At 61.4% G+C, this 19,164-nt stretch carries 16 protein-coding genes; 3 read left to right on the top strand and 13 right to left on the bottom strand.

Going from position 1 to position 19,164, the window contains the following annotated elements; translation table 11 throughout:
• Positions 1-657: 657 nt before the first annotated feature.
• The 13 genes from ISX84_RS08870 to ISX84_RS08810 form a co-directional block, all read right to left on the bottom strand.
• Positions 658-1,494 (bottom strand): TIGR01459 family HAD-type hydrolase, encoded by an 837-nt coding sequence (locus tag ISX84_RS08870; protein ID WP_195819971.1) that lies wholly within the window; start codon positions 1,492-1,494, stop codon positions 658-660.
• Positions 1,491-2,753 (bottom strand): FGGY-family carbohydrate kinase, encoded by a 1,263-nt coding sequence (locus tag ISX84_RS08865; protein ID WP_195819970.1) that lies wholly within the window; start codon positions 2,751-2,753, stop codon positions 1,491-1,493. The genes ISX84_RS08870 and ISX84_RS08865 overlap by 4 nt, the downstream gene beginning before the upstream one ends.
• On the bottom strand, positions 2,743-3,714 hold the full coding sequence (locus ISX84_RS08860; protein WP_229884188.1) for a class II aldolase/adducin family protein: 972 nt from the start codon (positions 3,712-3,714) through the stop codon (positions 2,743-2,745). The genes ISX84_RS08865 and ISX84_RS08860 overlap by 11 nt, the downstream gene beginning before the upstream one ends.
• A 49-nt stretch (positions 3,715-3,763) precedes the next feature.
• Positions 3,764-5,269: a glycerol-3-phosphate dehydrogenase gene (locus tag ISX84_RS08855; RefSeq protein WP_195819968.1), complete on the bottom strand. Its 1,506-nt coding sequence runs from the start codon at positions 5,267-5,269 to the stop codon at positions 3,764-3,766.
• Entirely contained in the window at positions 5,269-5,928 is a 660-nt protein-coding gene (locus ISX84_RS08850; RefSeq protein ID WP_195819967.1) for a class II aldolase/adducin family protein, read from the bottom strand. The genes ISX84_RS08855 and ISX84_RS08850 overlap by 1 nt, the downstream gene beginning before the upstream one ends.
• 10 nt (positions 5,929-5,938) lie before the next feature.
• Positions 5,939-6,982, bottom strand: a complete 1,044-nt coding sequence (locus ISX84_RS08845; RefSeq protein WP_195819966.1) for a 2-hydroxyacid dehydrogenase — start codon at positions 6,980-6,982, stop codon at positions 5,939-5,941.
• Positions 6,979-8,541, bottom strand: a complete 1,563-nt coding sequence (locus ISX84_RS08840) for an FGGY-family carbohydrate kinase (protein WP_195819965.1) — start codon at positions 8,539-8,541, stop codon at positions 6,979-6,981. The genes ISX84_RS08845 and ISX84_RS08840 overlap by 4 nt, the downstream gene beginning before the upstream one ends.
• A complete protein-coding gene (locus ISX84_RS08835; protein WP_195819964.1) occupies positions 8,538-9,665 on the bottom strand; it encodes an ABC transporter ATP-binding protein in 1,128 nt (375 codons plus the stop codon). Before ISX84_RS08835 ends, ISX84_RS08840 begins: the two co-directional genes overlap by 4 nt.
• Positions 9,662-10,771 carry an ABC transporter ATP-binding protein gene (locus tag ISX84_RS08830; RefSeq protein WP_195819963.1) on the bottom strand — a complete coding sequence of 370 codons (1,110 nt, stop codon included), beginning with the start codon at positions 10,769-10,771 and terminating at the stop codon, positions 9,662-9,664. The genes ISX84_RS08835 and ISX84_RS08830 overlap by 4 nt, the downstream gene beginning before the upstream one ends.
• 3 nt (positions 10,772-10,774) lie before the next feature.
• Positions 10,775-11,632, bottom strand: coding sequence for a carbohydrate ABC transporter permease (locus ISX84_RS08825; protein WP_195819962.1), 858 nt, complete (start codon positions 11,630-11,632; stop codon positions 10,775-10,777).
• A gap of 10 nt (positions 11,633-11,642) precedes the next feature.
• Positions 11,643-12,566: a carbohydrate ABC transporter permease gene (locus tag ISX84_RS08820; RefSeq protein WP_195819961.1), complete on the bottom strand. Its 924-nt coding sequence runs from the start codon at positions 12,564-12,566 to the stop codon at positions 11,643-11,645.
• 88 nt (positions 12,567-12,654) lie between these two features.
• A complete protein-coding gene (locus tag ISX84_RS08815; protein WP_195819960.1) occupies positions 12,655-14,100 on the bottom strand; it encodes an ABC transporter substrate-binding protein in 1,446 nt (481 codons plus the stop codon).
• Between the two features lie 19 nt (positions 14,101-14,119).
• Positions 14,120-15,070, bottom strand: coding sequence for a sugar-binding transcriptional regulator (locus tag ISX84_RS08810; RefSeq protein ID WP_299860305.1), 951 nt, complete (start codon positions 15,068-15,070; stop codon positions 14,120-14,122).
• 364 nt (positions 15,071-15,434) lie between these two features.
• On the opposite strand from ISX84_RS08810, the gene ISX84_RS08805 reads away from it, so the two are divergent.
• The 3 genes from ISX84_RS08805 to ISX84_RS23195 all read left to right on the top strand — a co-directional run bounded on the left by ISX84_RS08805 (position 15,435) and on the right by ISX84_RS23195 (position 19,163).
• Positions 15,435-16,304, top strand: a complete 870-nt coding sequence (locus tag ISX84_RS08805; RefSeq protein WP_195819959.1) for a hypothetical protein — start codon at positions 15,435-15,437, stop codon at positions 16,302-16,304.
• Positions 16,291-16,995 carry a class I SAM-dependent methyltransferase gene (locus tag ISX84_RS08800; RefSeq protein WP_229884187.1) on the top strand — a complete coding sequence of 235 codons (705 nt, stop codon included), beginning with the start codon at positions 16,291-16,293 and terminating at the stop codon, positions 16,993-16,995. Before ISX84_RS08805 ends, ISX84_RS08800 begins: the two co-directional genes overlap by 14 nt.
• Positions 16,996-17,330: 335 nt before the next feature.
• A complete protein-coding gene (locus ISX84_RS23195) occupies positions 17,331-19,163 on the top strand; it encodes a glycosyltransferase family 2 protein (protein ID WP_229884186.1) in 1,833 nt (610 codons plus the stop codon).
• The last annotated feature ends 1 nt before the right edge of the window (position 19,164 follow it).

Below are 19,164 nucleotides of genomic sequence, written 5' to 3'. Positions count from 1 at the left end.
GAAATCCGGCGTCAGTCAAAATTTTTATCGGTTGACGATAGCCGATTCTGGTTTCTTTGCAAGGCATTGGAGTTTTGTACAACTGACGCGCGCAACTGGATTTCCGGACCAGTGGGCCACTCAAAGCTGGACGGAATGTGCCCCGCTTTGCGCACCGAGATATTGGGAAGTAACCCAGCGGTTTACATAAAGGAAAACAACGGCTTGTCGCATGTCGGTTCCATCGGCAGCTGGCCTTCGGGCGTCCTGTGTCGACAAAAGATCTGTACCCTTCCAACTTCTCGAGAGACCACGTTCGTCGCCGATCTGTCCCGGATGAGCGGCCCGGTTTGCCCGCTCTTTCACGACCGTTGTCTGATCGGGTCAAAGAGTGGTTGCAAGCACTCGTGAGGGATCGCCAAGAGTGCTTTCTGATCGGTTCATGCCACGACGCCATGCCCATCATCCGAGAAAGATTTTCCTTCTCTTTGGAGTTGCGGAGGTATGGGTTTTTGGCCATCGCTAACAACCCTTCGATCCACAAAACATACGTCGCCGAATGTATTGCGCAGACAATGGTAGATCTGCCAGGTGATGTGCCCCGGGTGTATCGCATCCAGACGGACTGCTCCCGGACCGCAGGGCTCCTCAAGCTGTTGCTGTGTGATAGCGCGGCAGTCATATCGCAAATTCCGACAAGAAATGATCCGGCTTGTGCTTTGACGACCTGATCATGCGTTCCAGATCGTGATCACTGACCTCCGCATTCACCCCAGTTCGAACAAGCGCCGTTCTGAAACCTGCCGCGCCTCCGCCCATGATATCGTGCTGCAGGCTGTCGCCGATGCAGAGCACGCTCTCGGACCGGATGGTGCCCAACCGTTCCTTGGCGCGGTCGTAGATCAGGGGATGAGGTTTACCGAACCACTGCAATCGTCCACCGAGGCTCTGAAACATCTGACCAAGCTGTCCGGCGGAGGCGATCAGGCCCTGCGATGTCAGCATTTTCAGGTCTGGATTCACACAGATGCCGGGCACGTTGCGGTCCGCAAGCCTGGCCAGGATCGGCTCATAGCTTTCGATGGGCTTGGCCGGATCGCGGCTGACGATGAGCACAAGGTCCGCCGCGTCGGGCGTGTCGGTGCGGATGACGTTCAGACCTGCAAGCGGCGGCGTGTCCCCATCCTTGATCAAGACCAGAACCCGCGCCCGACGTGGCACTGTGTGGCCAATTTCGGCAGCAAGATGCTCATAGGCGATTTCACCCGAGGTCAGCACGGTGTCGAAGTGCGCACGATCAAAGCCATTGCGTACCAACCGCGCGCAGTTTGGCGCGCTGCGTTTACCGGAATTGGACAGGACGACCACCGGCTTGCCCCGCGCGGCCAGCGCTGCCAATGCAACATCGGCCCCCGGATAGGGACCAGAACCGCTCATCAAGACACCGAACTGGTCGATCAGAAAGGCGTCATATTGATCGAACAGATGTTCCAGGCTGTCATACGTCAGGCTCACTGGTGCATTCCATAACGTGCGAGAACTGCGACGCCGTAGGCCGCCTCTCCATTTTGGGATGCTGGCATGGGGACGGCGAGAACGCGTTTGCGTATGCGGGTCCAGGCGGCGTTTTTAGCGCCGCCACCGACCGTTCGAACCGACCTTAGCGGCGGCCCGCCGAGGTCGTGCAGTTTGCGGTACCCAAGCGCTTCGACATCCGCGATGCCTTCCAGCATGGCTTGAAGAAAATCGACGTCCTGCGTGGGTCGGGGTGTCATCCTCACAGGCAGATGCGGGTCGGCAATCGGAAAGCGTTCACCGGGCTGACGCAGCGGGTAGTAGCCCAGTTGCAAGGGCTTATCGGGGGCCATTTTGGGGGTCAATGTCTCGATTTCGGCGTTGGAGAAATGCTCCAGCAGAACACCCCCGCCCGTGTTGGAGGCACCGCCAGCCAGCCAGAGCCCCATGATATGATGCGAATAAATCCCGCTCTCTGGCGCAAAGATCGGCGTGTCGGAGAGCAGTTTCAGAACCAAGGTCGTGCCCAACGACGTAACGCCATCACCGGGCTGGGCGGCGCCGGTGGCCAGAAAGGCGGCGCACCCATCTGTTGTTCCACTCAACACTTGCGTTTCCCTGGGCAGGTCAAATTCGGCTGCGACATCTGCGCGCAAGGGCCCCAATGGCGTACCGGGGCGGTGAACCTCGGGCAGCAGACCGATACGCGCGCCTGTCTCGGCAATCCAGTCCGGCCAGCAGGCATGGATTGAATCGTACCCGGTCTTCAAGGCGTTATTGTCATCTGAGGCGTAGACGCCGCAGAGATGTCCGGCGATCCAATCGGCCTGATGCAATATCTTCGTGGCGCCAGAGGTGTCCTGCAGCATCAGCACTTTGGCAAGGCCGCTGGTGGCGCCATGGGCGGCGCTGGTTGTGGGCGCATGCGCTGCAATCCGCTCCAAAAGCCGCGGGTCTTCGCAGGGGTCGTTGTACATCCGACCCGATGCAAGCGGTTTGCCCTCTGCGTCAACGGACAGCATCGTCCCCGAGGTTCCATCGACACAAATCGCCCGGACGCGGGTTCGGTCCATACTGGAACATAGCTCGGTCAGGGCAGCCCTGGCAGCGCCCAGCCATACTTTGGGATCGCGGTGATCGGGGCCGTGGTCGCTCATCTCGGACCGGGCCGAGCCCAGCGGCGTGCCGTCGGCTGACATGGCCAAGGCGCGTGCACCGGAGGTGCCGATGTCGAGCCCGATGAAAACCTCAGCAGGCATTGAGTTCCTGCCGATACTTTTCCGCATCCCAGTCCAGCAGCTCCAGGTTCTGTTCGATGCTGAGGTAATTGAGGGCGGCGTCTTGTGGCACCCGTGCCATGACATCCGCGAGGCAGCGCATCATCACGCGCGCCGGAACGCCCGCGTCCTTGCGCAGCAGAACACCCGCGCCCGGAACGATGAGCCAGACAGGTGCAGGCGCACCGGTCTGCGTTATGCGATCTACCGCCTGATCGAGTGTCTCACCGGCCTGTACCGCCGCCACGGCAATGCCGCAGAAAATCACGTGGTCCGGGTAGAGGCTGCCTTTGGTGACCCGCGCCACCCGATGTGGATCAAGAGCCAGTTGGTGCAGGTGAGGGTCTTCGGCGGCGGCATACGCGCCGTCCCCTACCAGAGCATTGAGCGCGACGGTGTCGGTCGGTTTCAGCCCGGCCGCAGGCAGCGACAGGGCCTCATGCACCCGGGACTGCAGATCGGCGACCGCACTCGCGCTCTCTCCGGCAACGATCAGCCCGTGGTTGCCCAGCACGACGACATTGGTATCCGGTCCGAGCACCGCCTGCACACCGCGTGCCAGATTGGCACCGGGCTTTTTGTAGTCGACAAAGGCCCAGTCGAATTCCTGCAACCTGTCCGCAAGACATGCGCGTGCGTCTTTCCGAACAGCGTGGGCGAGGGTGTGAATGCAATGGGTGTGCAGAACGACACGCTGCGGGAAGACCGCGTGCAGGCTCGTCTCGATCGACGGGCGCAGCGATGGACAGCCTGGCAGACAAAAGGTTGCCGGTTGATCTGCTGTCGGGTCGTTGCTGCCCAGCGCACGTCGCATCGCGGGCAAGTCGGTGTCCACGAAGATTTCCTTGGTCAGGGCTTCCGCCAACAGGGTGCCGGAGGCCTTGATCCACATGACCGCCCCGTCTTTGACGGAGGCGTTGCCGCCCGCGCCCTGGATGTGCATGGGGTCTGAGCCGAACCTGACAGATATCTCGCGGAGATCCTGCAGGGCGTCAGGCTGTCTTGGCGAACCTGTCATTGAACCAGCTTTCCAATCTGTCTTTTTCCGCGGGCTCCAAGTGCAGCCCGTGTTTCGTGCGCCGCGTCAGGACGTCCTCTGCGCAGCGCGCCCATTCATGTTCAGCCAGATAAGAGACTTCGGCCTCATAGAGCAGCGCCCCGAAGTGCTGACCCAGACCGGTCAGTGTCGTGGCTTGCGCGATGATCAGGCTGATCCGTGTCCCGTAAAGCCGCGCGTAGTGCTTGGCGAGCGCGCGCGGCAGCCAGGGGTGATCGTCGCGCACCTGCCCGAGGAAGGTCTCAAAGTCCTTGTCCGGCATGTCTCCCCCAGGGAGCGGGGTCTTAGCGGTCCATGAGGCGCGCATTTCGGGAAAGACGCCCTTCAACTGATCCACGGCATGCTCAGCCAGCTTGCGGTAGGTCGTGATCTTGCCGCCGAAGATGTTCAGAAGGGGCGCGCCGCGCGCCTGATCCAGATCGAGCACATAATCGCGGGTCACAGCACTGGGGTTGCCCTGCCCGTCGTCAAAGAGAGGCCGCACGCCCGAGAACTTCTCGATCACGTCGTCAGGGTTGAGCTTTTGCTTGAAGTACCGGTTCACGGCGGCAATCAGATAGTCGACTTCATCAGGGTCCGCCTGAACCGCATCCGGCGCTCCCTCATAGGCGATGTCGGTGGTGCCAATGAGGGCCTTGTCGCCCTCATAGGGGTTGATGAAGATCACCCGCTTGTCGTTGTTCTGCACCAGATAGGCCTGCTGACCCTCCCAGAACTTCGGCACGATGATATGGCTACCCTTGACCAGACGGACCGCACGGCGGGAGTTGCCGCCTGCGACCCGGCCAATGATGTCATTGACCCAGGGGCCTGCAGCATTGGCCACCGCCTTGGCCCTGACCACACGTTCCACGCCGGTCTCCGCATCCTTCAAGGTGGACAGCCAGACGCCATTGTCGATCTGCAGGGACACGCAGGCTGTCCGCGGCAGAATTTCAGCGCCCTTCTCACGCGCGCCAAGGGCGTTCAAGACCACCAGCCGCGCGTCATCCACCCAACAGTCGGAATACTCAAAGCCCTTGGTGTATTTCGACTGGAGAGGTGCGCCTTCCGGGTCGCGGCGCAGGTCCAGAACGCGCGTCCCGGGCAGCTTCCGGCGCCCGCCCAGATGGTCATAGAGAAACAGCCCCAGCCGCACCAACCACGCGGGGCGATCCATCGGGCTGTGGGGCAGCACGAAACGCATCGGCCAGATGATATGCGGGGCGGCCTCCAGCAAGACCTCCCGCTCGATCAGAGCTTCCCGCACGAGGCGGAATTCGTAGTATTCCAGATAACGCAGCCCGCCATGCACCAGTTTGCCCGAGCGCGAAGACGTGCCCTGCGCCAGATCATCCTTCTCGCACAGGGCGACGGAGAGCCCCCGTCCGGCCGCATCCCGTGCGATCCCGGCGCCATTGACGCCGCCACCAATCACAAGAAGATCGACCTGATCGGGCATCAGTGCTTGTCTACCTCCTGGGGGCCGTAGGATTCAAAGGATTTTGCGGTTTCGGCGATTTCGGCATCGCTCAGGATATGCGGCGTGCCCGCGAGCAGGCTGTGGTAATACTGGCTGGCCAGCAGCTCGATCTCACCGGCGAGCCACATGGTGCGGGTCATGTTCGGCCCGGCCACGACCATCCCGTGATTGGCCATGAGACAGCCATTGGCCCCTTCCATGGCCTTGATCACCGCTTGGGAGAGCTCCGGCGTGCCATAGCAGCAATAGTCCGCCACCTTGATTTCGGTCGTGCCAAACGCCGCCATCATGTAGTGCACCGCCGGGATCGGTTTGCGCAGGATCGACAGGATGGTGGAGAACGGCGCATGGGCATGCACCACCGCGCCCGCATCCTGACGATTGCGCAGGATGTCGCGGTGAAAGCGCCACTCTGAGGACGGCTTGCAGGGGCCGTCATAGCCGCCCGCGTCATCGTCGATGCGCAGTTTTGCGACCTGTTCGGGTTGCATCAGAGCGGACGGAATGCCGGAGGGCGTGATCAGCATATGCTCGCCCAAGCGGGCAGAGACATTGCCCGAGGCCCCCTTGTTCATGCCCTCGGCACTCAATTCCTGATAGGCCGCAACGACCTCTTTGCGCAGTTCTTTTTCGGTCATGGAAGGTCCCTCAGCATAGGTTCAAAAGCGGTTCACCGGCGAAGTAGCGGCGCACGTCTTCGGCAAGCACTTCGGCGGCATAGGTCGCGGTGCGCACCGAGGCGCCCGCGATGTGGGGTGTCAGGGTGACATTGTCCAACTGCAGCAGCGGCCAGTCTGGCGGGACTGGTTCAACGGAGAATGTCTCCAGCATGGCCGATCCGATGACCCCGTCGCGCAGGGCCTCATAGAGGTCGTCATAATTGCAGAGCGGCCCACGTGCGGTGTTGACCAGCAGCGCGTCGGGCTTCATGCGCGCCAGGCTGTCCTTGTTGATCATATGCGTGGTCTCTTCGCTGACGCGCGGGTGCAGGGTGACCACGTCACTCTGTTCCAGCAGCGTCTCAAGCGATACCTGCTCGACGCCTGCAGCAACGTCTTCGGGATCAAGCTGCACGTAAGGGTCGCAAACCAGAACCCGCGTGCCAAAGGCGCGCAACAGCTTGGTCACCCGCGTGCCGATCTTGCCGTAGCCAATCACACCAACGGTCATCTCGTTCAACTCCCGGCCCGTGGTGTCCACGCGGTAGAGATCGCCACGCCAGTTGCCCGCCCGCAAGGCTTCATGGCCGGTGCGGATCTTGCGCGTCTCGGTCAGGATGGCGCCGATGGTGAACTCCGCCACTGCCGTCGCATTGCGCCCCGGCGCGCGCACCACGCGCACCTGCCGCGCGCGGGCGGCCTCGATATCGATGTTCACAGGCCCCCCGCGCGAACAGGCGATCAGGCGCAGGTTTGGCAGTTGGTCCAGCATCTCCGCCGTGATCGGAGACAGGTGCGTAACAAGAACCTCGGCATCGCCGACGAACTGGGTCACCTCCTCAAAATCGCCCAGGTACTCCTTGACGGTGACGTCCGTTTCGCCGTGATAGCCGTGCACAGCAGGCGTGTCGGGCCAATCGGTCTGATCCAACCGGCAGGTCAGGTCGGTGCCGATGCAGGCCCTGCGCAGCTCCCGCTCGAAGACTTCGGGCAGGATGAAATAATCGCCGATGATCGCGATCTCGCGTGTCATACCAATGTGCTCCTGTGCTGTGCCATGGCGTGCCAGATGGGCCTGACCGCTGCGCGTGAAGCGACGTATTGCGGATAGACCCGGTCGTAGATCGCGCTCAGCGACGGGTCCGGTGCCTCCGGATCCGTCAGCGTCGGGACCACCCAATCCTGGATGCAGGCGGTCATATCCGCGTAGACACCGGTTCCGACCGCCGCGATCATGGCCGCACCCGCCGCACCTGCCTCCGCGCGGGACGACCGCCGCACCGAGGCCCCCAACGTCGCGGCCAGCGTCGCCCGCAGGGCGTCGGAGCGGGCAGCCCCGCCGGTCAGGGTCACACTGGCGGGGATCGGACCCATGGCGCTGTAGCAATCGCGCGATGCCATCGCCAACCCCTCCACCGCGCCGCGCACCAGATCGGCAAACCCATGCGCCGTCGACAGACCGATGAAGCTCGACCGCGCGGTCTGGTCGATGAAGGGGCCGCGTTCCCCCGCCTCAGAGATATGCGGGTGATAGATCAGGTGACCGGGCGGGCTGTCGGCCATCCACCGTTCCACGTGCTCCAGAAGCCGCTCTTGCGTGACCTCGACCCCCAAGGCTGTGCAGACATCGCGGGCCAGTCCCAGCACCCAGTCGATGTTCATGGTCCCTGCCATGTTGGTTTGCAGATGAGCGACCACTCCGGGGACGGGCATGGTCATGACATAGCCGGTGCGTTCCGCCGGGTTGAGCTGCACGTCCGTGTCCTGCTTGCAGCCGATATGGACCCCGGTGGTGCCGACAATCGTGCAGCCTGTGTCCTGCCCGGGCAGATAACCGCCGCCACCCAGCGTGGTGCAGGTGACGTCCACATGTCCCAGAGCAACGGGCGTGCCCGCCCGCAGACCGGTGGCCTCGGCTGCCTCAGGGGTCAAGGCATGCTGGGTGGCCGTTCCATCACACATCGGCGGCAGCAGATGGCGCTGCGCCGTCAGGCCCAGAAACTCCAGCACCCCATCGTCATAGGTCCGGGTGCGAAAATCACCGAAGGTAAAGCTGCCCTCGGAGGGGTCCGTGACCCGTTCGCCCGTCAGCTTCAGATAGAGCCAGTCCTTGCAATGCAGCGCACATTCCGCCTGCGCGAGCGCCTCCGGCATATGGGTCTGCATATAGGCCAGCTGCGCGCCCTGCTGGCAGGCGTTCAGACCGGTGCCCGTTGCCATGTACCGGGCCGTGTCCCCATCACGCCGGCGCATCTCTTCGGCGAGGTCTCCTGCCCGCGCATCCAGCCAGAGCCAGCCGTCACCGACGGGCGTGTTGTCCGCGCCCACCAGCCATGTGCCATCGCCCTGTCCTGTCACGGCGATGGCCGCCACGCGGGACGGCAGGTCAGGCATCTTGTCCGCCAGCGCACGCAGGGTGGCCGCGCAATCGGACCAGGTCCGCGCCAGAGGTTGAGTGACCGCGCCGCCGGGACCGGTGTCATAGCTGTTGGGCCGCGAGGCCACATCCAGCTGCCGGCCCGACAGATCAAAGGCGACCGATTTGATCACCGACGTGCCTGCGTCAATGCCTATGATGATCTCGCGGCTCATCCGACCAGTGACGCCCCATGCGAAATCGCGGCCCCGGTCCGTGGATCGAAGATGTGCAGATCCTCGGGGTCTAGCTGGACGGCAATCTGGTCACCTTCGGCCAGAGCGGCTCGGTCATGTTCAACCAGTACCAGCGCACCACCCGCGAATTCGGCGGCGATATGGCTTTGGTCTCCCAGCCATTGGTTCGCCAGAACCCGCGCCGCCGCTCCGGTCTCCTTCCGATGCACCGCGTAGGGTCGCACGCCCAGGGTGACCTTGCCCAACCCCACGATCCGGTCATGCAGCGCGGCCGCGAAGGAAGATTTCGGGAAACTCAACTCGGACCCGTCCTGCAGCGCAAAGACAAGGGCCTTGTCGGACGCCGTGGCCTGCGCCTGGAAGACATTCATCGGCGGCTCCCCCACGAAGGTGCCGGTAAAGAGGTTCGCGGGCGCGTCCTTGATCTCTTCCGGGCTGGCGTATTGCTGCATCTCGCCGTCTTCCATCACGGCGATCTTGTCGGCCAGCGCATTGGCCTCGGTCTGGTCATGGGTCACCAGGATCGCGGTCAGGCCGCGTTCCTTGATGTAGTATTTGATCCGCCCGCGCAGCAGCGTGCGCAACTGCGGTTCCAACTGACCCATGGGCTCGTCCAGCAAATAGAGATCCGCGTCCCGGATCAGCGCCCGCGCCAGCGAAGCCCGCTGTTGTTGACCGCCGGAGATGGACGAGGGAAAGCGCTCCAGAATGTCGGTGATCTCCAGCATCTCGGCAATCTCCGCGACCTTCTCCGCGATCTCGGCTGCGGGCCTACCACTGCTCTTCAGGGCAAAGGCGATATTGTCGCGGACCGTGACCGTGGGGTAGAGCGAGTAGCCCTCGAACGCCATGGCCACATTGCGTTTGACTGGCGGCAGCGTCTGTACCTCACGCCCCGCAATCGAGATGCTGCCACGGCTGACCTCCTCAAACCCCGCTATCATCCGCAGGGTTGATGTCTTGCCGCACCCCGAAGAGCCCAGCAGCGCGATGATGTCCCCGCGCGCCACATCCAAAGACACGTTCTTGACCGCATGGACGCCCAGATCGAGCGGGCCATAGAACTTGTCCACGTTGCTGATCTGTAACATGGCTTCGCTCATGCGACCTTCCCCTTGGTTTTCGCATCCTGCGACGGGATCAGGGCGCCGGTGTCGCGATCAAACAGCAAGGCGGCGCTGGCGTTGATGCCCATATGCGCGGCGCCGGTGCTGGGGCCCGGCGTCCCGGCGGGGCGCGACATCATGATTTCACGCCCCCGCGCCGTCACGGCCAGGGTCACGGTCTTTTCGTTGAGCGGCGCCTCGGTCTCCACCGTCAGCGGGATCGCCCCGGGCGCGCCTGCCTCGACAAAGCGCAGGGCCTCGGGGCGCAGTCCCAAAATGCAGGGGCGATCCACATCGCCAACGTGGCTGGGCGGCAGCACCAGGTGCTGATCAGAGACAGATACAAACGGACCCGACGGCCCCATTTGCGGCGTCACCTCCAGAAGGTTGATGACCGGATCGCCGAAAAGCCGCGCGATGTCGGTATTGGCGGGTGTCAGATAAATCTCCGCCGGGCTGCCCACCTGCTGCACCCGACCGCCGTTGATCACAGCGATTTCGTCGCCGAAGGCCATGGCCTCCTTGTAGTCCTGCGTGACGTAAATGACGGTTGCGTTCTGGTCCTTGATCAGGCGTGGCAGTTCCAGTCGCATCTCGAAGCGCAGCTTGGCATCCACGTTGCGCAAGGGATCATCCAGCAGGAGCACATTCGGCTGCCCTGCCAAGGCCCGCGCCAGGGCCGTGCGTTGCTTTTGCCCGTTCGACAGTTCCTTGGGCTTATGCCCCAGAACATGGTCGATCTTGAGCAGTTTGGCGAGACGTTGCACCCCATCGGCAATGGCCGATTTGCTTTGTCGCTGGGCCGTCAGGGGGGAGGCGATGTTCTCATGCGCCGACAAATGCGGAAACAGTGCGAAGTTCTGAAAGGCCATGCCGATGCCGCGGTCTTCGGGCTCGACCCCGTGCATGTCGCGCCCGGCAATTGCGATCTCACCCGCGTCAGGTTCGATCACCCCCGCGATCAACCGCAACAGCACCGTCTTGCCCGCACCCGATGGGCCAAAGAGGACGAGGGTTTTGCCCGTCGGCACCTCCAGCGAGACACCATCCAGCACCACGTCTTTCTTAAAGGATTTGTGGACGTCCTTGAGGCTGAGCGACATGGGCTATCCTTTCACCGCGCCGAGCGACAGGCCTTCAACGAGGTAGCGCTGCGCATAAAGCGCCAGCGCAAAGGTCGGCGCAATGGACAGCATGATACCCGCCGCAATCTGCCCGTAGTTGATCCCCGAGGCGGTGATGAACGCCAGCGCGCCGACGGTCACAGGCTGTTTGTCAGCCGAGGCGAGCACCAGCGCAAAGATGAAATTGTTCCAGGCGAAGATGAAGGCCAGCAGCCCGGCGGCCGCAATCCCGGGCCCGGCCAAGGGCAGTGCGATCTTGGTGAAGGTGGACCAGAACCCATGCCCGGCAATTCGGTGGGCATATTCGATATCGCTCGGGATGTCCTCAAAGTACCCGCGCACGATCCACAGGATCAGCGGCAGCACGATGAGCTGGTACACCCAGATCAGCCCGACGTAGGTGTCCGCCAGGCCGATTTTCTGAAAGTAGATGGTCAGCGGCAGCAGGACCAGCAGCGGCGGGGCAAAGCGAAACGACAAAAGCGTGAAGGCGATGTCTTCGGACCCCCGGAACTTCAGCTTGGCAAAGGCATAGGCCGCCGGAACCCCCAGCAGCAGACCCACCGTCACCGAGGTGACCGACAGAAACAGCGAGTTGTAGAGATTGCCCATGAAGCGGATTTCCAGCGTCGCAGTGCTGCCCTCCAGCGTGCCGGAAATCAGCGAGCGATAGTTGGTGAGCGTGGGTTCAAAGACCATCGAAGGCGGCACGCGCAGGATGGTTTCATTGGTCTGGAACGACATCAGGAAGATCCAGAAGATCGGAAACATGAAAAAGAAGATGACAAGGCTCAGCGCTGTGCCGCGCAAGACCCGCTCCAGTGTGCTGACTGATTGCATGACCGCCTCCCTACGCCTCGCCGCGTGCGCGTTCGCGCAGGCGCAGCCAGTTCTTGATGAAGATCGTCGACAGGATATAGGTGATCACCCACAGGATCATCAGCAGCGCGGCGGACCGCCCCACGTTGGTCGACTGGAAGAAGTTTAGATAGGCCTCGACCTGGAAGACCGTCAGCTTGTCGCCCGGGCCGCCTTGCGTCATCGCATAGATGATATCGAACTGCTGGATCGACTCGATCACCCGGAAAAGCACAGCTGTGAGCAGGAACGGCGTCAGCATCGGCAGCGTAATCTTCCAGAAGACGAAGAGCCGCGGCACGCCGTCCAGCTCCGCCGCCTCGAACGGCTGGCGCGGCAAGGATCGCAGCCCGGCGAGCAGCAGGATCATGATGAAGGGCGTATAGACCCAGACGTCGACCAGCACGACCGTCAGCATCGCGGTCGAGGGATCGGAGGCCCACCGCATGTCGTCGATCCCGATCAGCGTGGCCCAGTAACTCAGCACCCCGAAACCCGGGTTGGTCATCAGCTTCCACATCAGCGAGGCCAGCGCGGGCGCCGTCATCAGCGGCATCAGCAGCATGATTGAGACGAAATTGTTGAACCGGGTGCGTTTTTGCAGCAGCAGCGCAATCCCGAGCCCCAGCAATAGCTCGATACCCACGGTCAGGAACGCATAGGTCAGGGACACTTGCAGCGTGTTCCAGAACGCCGGATCGGTCATGAAATTCAGATAGTTCTCACCCCAGTTGTATTGCCGCGCCCAGGGCTGGGACAGCCTGTAGCGCTGCAGCGAATAGGCCACCGCCGTGAAGAACGGGATCAGGATGCCGATGCAGACCAGCAACGCGGGCAAGCTCAGCACGTAGGGCAGATACCGCTTGCTGATCTTGAAGCGCTGTTTGGGTGGCATGTCGGTCGTGTGGGCGGACATTCCTCAAGCCTTCCGTTTCGGCGCTGTGGCCGAGCCTTTGGGATAGGGCCCCACCCGGTGTTCGGATGGGGCACAGCAGGTTTCGGGATCAGCCGAGCCCGGCTTCCTTGAGCTGGCGGTTCACGCTGGCTTCCAACTGGCCCAAGCCTTCATCGACGGGGACCTCCTTGGCGACCATCTTCTGCAACATCGCGGCCCATTCGGTCGTCAGGTCAAAGAACAGCGGCTGCGCGGTGAAGTGGATCTTGGCGCCCGGCGCCGACAGGTCATGCATCTCCACATAGCCGGGATAGCTGTTGTCGAGGCGGCTGCGGAAGCCCGCATCGGCCCAGACGGATTTCCGCACCGGGTTCACGAAGTCCATCTGCGTTGCGCCAAAGAGCCCATGCTCCGGGCCCGAGGCCCATTGCAGGAAGTACCAGGTCGCGTCCTTCTGCTTGCCCGCGCTGGCCATGGCCAGCGACCAGATCCAGATATTCGGTGTCGGTGCGTCTGCGTCCGGGTTTGCCGCGAAGGGCGCGAACTCAAGATTGCCCGCCTCGGCATTGTCGCCGCCGTTCATGAAATAGCCCAGAATATCGGCGTCGAAGATCATCGCGGACTTGCCCGCGCCCAGATCGGTCCCCGCCTGATACCAGGTATGCGTGGACCAGTCCGGCGCCCCGCTTTCCTGGATCATCTGCACCCACTTCTCGTGGAACGTCCGCGACACATCGGTGTTCATGGCTGCCGACAGCTTGCCGTCATCGCCGACCGTCAGGTCCTTCTCGCCGAAGTTGGCATAGCCGGACAGGAAGCCGGGGTGAATCGTGGCCCAGGACCGCGACCCGCGCACGCCGATGCCGTAGGCGCCATCGACCTTCGCCTTGGCCTCTGCCGCCGTGGCCACAAGCTCATCGATGTTCGTGGGGACGCTAAGACCCGCTTCCTTGAACATCCGCCCATTGTAAGACAGGTTGTTCTGCTCATACCCCCACGGGATACACCATTGCTTGGCATCGTCCGAGCCGAGCGCGCCGCCAGGCTGGCCGTTCCACGCACAGGAGTCGCGCACGCCCTCCAGCATGTCGTCCCAATTGTAGTCCGGGTTCGTCTTTTCGGGATCGGTGATGTACTCGTTCATGTCGTCAATCCAGCCCGCCGGACCGTAAGTCCAGGTCATATAGGCTCCGGTCATGAAAGCGTCATACTCGCTGGACCCCGAGGACAGAGCCGCAGTCACCTTGTCGAAATACACATCCTCCGGGAAGATGTCGTATTGCACGTCCATCCCGGTCAGGTTCTTGAAATTCTCAAGGTTCGCGATCATCGCATCCGCGTAAGGATGCTGGTTCAGCAGCAGCTTGACGGTCTTGCCGGAATGCTTCTTCCAGTCGAACCCGTTCTGCGCCAGCGCCTCGGTCGCGGCGGCATTAACGAGCACGCTCGCCGTGGCAGCCGTGACACCCATCGACGCCAACCCGCGCAGCATCCCGCGACGGCTGATCGAGCCGCTCAGGTATGATTGCACCAGTTTCTTTTCTTTATCGTACATGGTTTTCTCCTCCCTTGGATTAGTGACCGACGATGGCCTTTGCCGTGCGTTCGTCGGTAATCAGGCCGTCCAGAAGACCACTCTTCAAAATCGCCTGAATTGCGTTGACCTTTTCCTCTCCTCCGGAAACGGCCACGATGCGGCTGTTGTGCAAATCATCGAGGCCAACCGACAACGTGCGCTCGGACAGCTCTGTTCTCACCGGCTGGCCTTCGCTGTCAAAAAAATGACCGATGAGTTCGCCGACGCCGCCGCGGTTGCGCACGTCCTCCATCGTGCTTTCGGACAGCACGCCGGCCATGACCGTCTGCGCCGAAGGACCGACCGTGCCGATGCCCACGAACTTCAGGTTCGAGGTCGCGGCCATCGACATCACCTCCGGCACGCCGCGCTGCCCCAGCATGACCTGACGATCCTGAGCGTTGTTGGCAAAGAACGGCACCGGCATGAAATAGGCCTCGGCTCCCGTCTTCTCGGCCAACCTGTGCATGACATCATGCGGGTTCGCTGCGAAATTACGCGTCAGCCCACCCATCAGGGACACGAATTTGACGGTCTCGGTGGTCATCGACGCCATGTTGCGAATGCAGGATTGTAGCGTCCTGCCGTTCCCGATGCCGATGACTTTGTTCGCCGGGTTCGCGATCTCCCGGGTCAGCCATCGCGCCCCGCCAATGCCGAGGGCACGGACGGGCAGCCCGGCTTCCTCAAGATCAGGCACAACCTCGCAGTAGTTCAGCCCGAATTTTTCGCTCAGCGCCATCTCCAGTGATGCGCATTCCGCGATCTCGCCGTCAAAGCTGATTTTGACAAAACCTTCCTGGTTGGCGCGGCTGATCAGCCTGTGCGCCTTGACCTTGGTGACCGACAACCGCTTGGCCACATCGGTTTGGGACAGCCCGCCCCCGTAATGCAGCCACGCGGCTCTGGTCGCCAGGCTCAGTTCGTTATCCGGATTGCGTGCGGGCACCAAATCCCCCGATTCTTGCCATTATTTGGAATATATTGCATTCAATGAAACTTATTTCAACTCTCCTTTTTTCCCAGACCTCGCAGGGAACGGCGAAACGGATGCCCCATCCGGTTGCGAAGGAAAGGAAAGCTGCATCTGCAATCGCGCAATCGGACCCGCGTTGTGCTCTATTGGCGCGCATACACCGCAATCGGCGAAAACCTGTAGCTAAAGGGCCGGAAATCCGAAATACTACCCGAAAACGAGGCAGACAAACGCGCGTCACGGTCCTGAAACGGATGTCTTGACCACCAAAAACAGCAAATCGCGCGTGCAGGAGGGGAAAGGGTCACCGGACTTGGCGGATCTTCATCGTATTGGAATGCTTTGGGTCGCGGGCCCGTTGAGCTATTTGGAACAGCTGTGCATCCAGTCCTTTCTGGACGTGGGACATCCGGTCACCCTGTATCACTATGCGCCGATCTCCGGCGTCCCTGAGGGGGTCGAGCTTGTGCATGGGAGCGCCGTTCTCGACCGTGACGAATTCATCGCCAACACGCGCACCGGCAGCACGGCGCTTTTCTCCGACGTCTTTCGATACCATATGCTGTCCCAGCGCGATCATGTCATCTGGGCAGACACCGATGCCTATTGCGCCAAGCCTTTCACAACAGAAACCGGCCACTTTTTTGCATGGGAAAGTGATCATCATATCAATGGCGGCGTGCTGGGATTGCCGCGTGACAGCCCCGCCCTGCAGGGCCTGTTGGAAATGACCAAAGACGAATACGGCATCCCCTTCTGGTACGGCCCACGCGCCACGCGCCGATTGACGCGGCAGGCGGATGCGGGCACCCCGGTTCATGTGAGCGATATGCCCTGGGGCGTCTGGGGACCCCATGCCGTCACCGCTTGGCTTCAACGGACAGAAGAGGACAAACACGCCCTCTCCGCTGCCGCGCTTTATCCTGTTGCTTTCGAGAAGCGGCGGCATCTGGTCAAGGCGCGGCGTCTGCGGGATGTCCAGGCGATGATCACCGAGGAAACACGGTCCATTCACTTTTATGGTCGCCGGGTGCGCGAGTATCTGGCGCTCAATCCAAACGGGCTGCCGGATGACGGAGGGCTCTTGCATATGTTGTTGGAAAAGCACGCAATTGATCCAGGTGCTGCACCAATACCCCACACGGACAAGATCAAACGGAAGCTGGCCGAGCGGCAGGAAAGGGAAGAGGCTCTTGACCGGGACTGAGGCAGGTAAAGTGAGCAAGCCGGTGAACCTGACAGATCTTGCGGATCGCTACGGGTCCGACAAAGGCTCACGCAAGCACCGGTACACAGAACTCTACCACATGCTGTTTCTGCCCTATCGGCAGCGCGAGATTGTCTTTCTGGAAATGGGTTTGCTGATCGGGGGCCCTGAAATGGGCATTGACGCGGATCGGGAGACCCGGGATTGCCCCTCCATCCGCATGTGGCTGGAGTACTTCCCGAAGGCCGAAATACACGGGTTGGATGTGTCGGATTTCTCGTGGTTCAAGCATGACCGTTTCACCTTTCACCGCTGTGACATGGACGACCGGGCGGATATCGCCCGAGCGGCCGGGTCTTTCAAAAACGGACCGGATATCGTGATCGACGATGCCAGTCACGCCTCGCACCACCAGCAAAACGCCTTTCTCGAAATCTTTCCTCTGATGCCCTCGGGCGGCCTCTACGTCATAGAAGACTTAAGATGGCAGCCGCCGACATACGAAAAAGAGACCACCAAAACGGCGGCGCTGTTTCGCAGCTATCAAGACAACTTGCAATTTTCCCATTCCGACCCCGAAACGCAGGCGGCTTTCAACGCCCTGGTGCCGGATATCTCGGCCTGTATCATCGAACCTGTGCGCTATCAGAAAAAACGCCGTGACCAGCTTCTGGTGGTGCACAAGCGATAGTGCGCCGCTTGCCAGTGAACCACAGCTTTGGTGATTTCATAGGTTTGTGTTCGGATGTTGTAAGGCAATTTGGTGCAAGGCTATAGTGAGCGGAACGGAAGTCGGGCGATCCGGCAAAAACCCTGAGCAGTGAAAAGTCAAAAGTGGCAACCGACACCGAAGATAATGAGTTGTTGCAGGCCGTTCCCTTCTGGTTCGATGACTTGCGCCCGGGGGCGACCGGCGCAGGCTTTCTTGAAAAGAACTTGCGCCATAGCCTGTTGTTCTCAAAACGTCCGTCATCGCGGCTATTGGTAACTTTTGATAACCTGTCCAATGTAAACGATGCGGATCCAATGCGGGAACCCTGGGCGTATAAATTCGCGCTGGATCAGGGGGTGTCGCATCTTGGCGTGATGGCACATGTGAGCGACTGGTATCGCGATGCCGAATTGATCGAGCGGTTTGAGACATTTGCTGCCGACGGATTCTTCGAGGGATACGAACGGGTCATTTTTGCAGGCGTTTCCATGGGCGCCTATGCAGCCATTGCGTTCGCATCGCTGGTGCCAGGCGCGCATGTCGTGGCCATCAACCCGCAGACCACGCTCGACGAGGCTCTGGTGCCGTGGGAGACACGGTATGAAAACGGGCGCCGCCAGAACTGGGCCCTGCCACTGGGCGATGCTGCCGCGCTGACCGGGTCATTGGGTCGGGTCAATGTCTTCTATGACCCATACCACGCGCTTGACCAGAAACATGTCGACCGCCTGGGCGGCGAAAATATCCACATCTACAGGTGCCGCTACTCGCAACACAAGACAGCCGTTTTCCTGCGCAAGATAGGCGCGCATAAGACGGTGATGGAGCGCTGTATCTTTGATGAATTGACCGACGCTGAATTCTACAGGCTATACCGCGCCAGACGTAATTTGCCGTGGTTTCGCGGCTCGGTCTCCTCCTACTTTAAGGACAGTGGCAGAGAAGAAACCGCCAAGCGGTTCGATCTGCTTTTTCGTGCACGGCTGCGGACACGGGCGAAAGAGGCGGACAAGCAGACCGATGCCGGGCGGGACGGCACGGATACCGCCGAGATCGCGCATGTGGGCTCAAAAATAAGAGGCCAGCCCAAGCACGACACGAAGATCGTGGCCCCGACGGGCGGCGGACAGACCGCGCCTGCCGAAATCCCGCGCGCGGAGATGGGGTCGCGCCTTATCGTGACCACCATGAAGAACGAAGGCCCGTTCATGTTGGAATGGGTGGCCTACAACCGGGTAATCGGGTTTACCGATTTTCTGATCTATACAAATGATTGCGCCGACGGGACGGATCTGATCGCCGACCGTCTGCAGGCACTGGGATTGGCACAACATCGCGAGAACCGTTTCCGAGACGGCAAAAGCCCCCAACGGGCGGCACTGGCGCAGGCGCAGAATGAGGCGATATACACATCAGCCGACTGGCTGATGTGTGCGGACTGTGACGAATTTCTCAATATTCGCGCCGGACGTGGCAGGCTCGATGATCTCTTTGCGGCGGTCGGAGATGCCGATGCCATATCGGTGTGCTGGCGGCTCTTTGGCAACAGCGGGCACGTCGCCTTCGAGGACGCGCTGATCACGGAACGCTTCGACTGTTGTGCGGGGGAAGATGAATACAGCAACTTCCGCGCCCGGGGCATGAAAACGCTGGTGCGCAACAACGAGCTGTTCCGCAAACTGCGGGTGCATCGGCCTGCCTTCAATCTGGGGCGCGGTGACGTGAAATGGGTAGACGCGGGCGGATTGCCGATGCCGTCCTTCTACCTGGATGGCGGATGGAAAACCCACACCGGCTTTAGGCATGATCACGCCCGTCTTCACCACTACGCCGTGCGCTCGGTGGACAACTTTCTGGTCAAACGTGACCGGGGGCGCACCAATCATATCCATGACGATCAGGGCGAGGACTACTGGACCAACATGAACGTCAATTCGGAAAGAGACACGTCGATCCACAAGTATCTGGCGCCACTGCGCGAAGAACTTGCGATGCTGATGAGGGATCCCGAACTGGCGCGCCTGCACGCCGATGCCGTCATCTGGCACCGCGACAAGATCAGCGAACTCAAAGAGCGCGATACCTGGGCCGACTTCCGCGAAAAGATTGCCCGCATCAACGCCGCCACCCAAGCTGAGACGGGTTGAG

It is taken from the genome of Roseobacter sp. MH60115 (assembly GCF_015644665.1).
In the GTDB taxonomy this organism is placed as follows: Bacteria; Pseudomonadota; Alphaproteobacteria; order Rhodobacterales; family Rhodobacteraceae; genus Roseobacter.
Note: the sequence above shows the minus strand (reverse complement) of the source record. Positions and strands in the feature narration are given on the sequence as shown.

Excerpts from the sequence above, each read along its gene's own strand:
- ISX84_RS08865 (WP_195819970.1), bottom strand. The coding sequence starts at position 2,753 with ATGCCTGCTGAGGTTTTCATCGGGCTCGACATCGGCACCTCCGGTGCA.
- ISX84_RS08860 (WP_229884188.1), bottom strand. The coding sequence starts at position 3,714 with ATGCACATCCAGGGCGCGGGCGGCAACGCCTCCGTCAAAGACGGGGCG.
- ISX84_RS08855 (WP_195819968.1), bottom strand. The coding sequence starts at position 5,269 with ATGCCCGATCAGGTCGATCTTCTTGTGATTGGTGGCGGCGTCAATGGC.
- ISX84_RS08850 (WP_195819967.1), bottom strand. The coding sequence starts at position 5,928 with ATGACCGAAAAAGAACTGCGCAAAGAGGTCGTTGCGGCCTATCAGGAA.
- ISX84_RS08845 (WP_195819966.1), bottom strand. The coding sequence starts at position 6,982 with ATGACACGCGAGATCGCGATCATCGGCGATTATTTCATCCTGCCCGAA.
- ISX84_RS08840 (WP_195819965.1), bottom strand. The coding sequence starts at position 8,541 with ATGAGCCGCGAGATCATCATAGGCATTGACGCAGGCACGTCGGTGATC.
- ISX84_RS08835 (WP_195819964.1), bottom strand. The coding sequence starts at position 9,665 with ATGAGCGAAGCCATGTTACAGATCAGCAACGTGGACAAGTTCTATGGC.
- ISX84_RS08830 (WP_195819963.1), bottom strand. The coding sequence starts at position 10,771 with ATGTCGCTCAGCCTCAAGGACGTCCACAAATCCTTTAAGAAAGACGTG.
- ISX84_RS08825 (WP_195819962.1), bottom strand. The coding sequence starts at position 11,632 with ATGCAATCAGTCAGCACACTGGAGCGGGTCTTGCGCGGCACAGCGCTG.
- ISX84_RS08820 (WP_195819961.1), bottom strand. The coding sequence starts at position 12,566 with ATGTCCGCCCACACGACCGACATGCCACCCAAACAGCGCTTCAAGATC.
- ISX84_RS08815 (WP_195819960.1), bottom strand. The coding sequence starts at position 14,100 with ATGTACGATAAAGAAAAGAAACTGGTGCAATCATACCTGAGCGGCTCG.
- ISX84_RS08805 (WP_195819959.1), top strand. The coding sequence starts at position 15,435 with ATGCTTTGGGTCGCGGGCCCGTTGAGCTATTTGGAACAGCTGTGCATC.
- ISX84_RS23195 (WP_229884186.1), top strand. The coding sequence starts at position 17,331 with ATGCGGGAACCCTGGGCGTATAAATTCGCGCTGGATCAGGGGGTGTCG.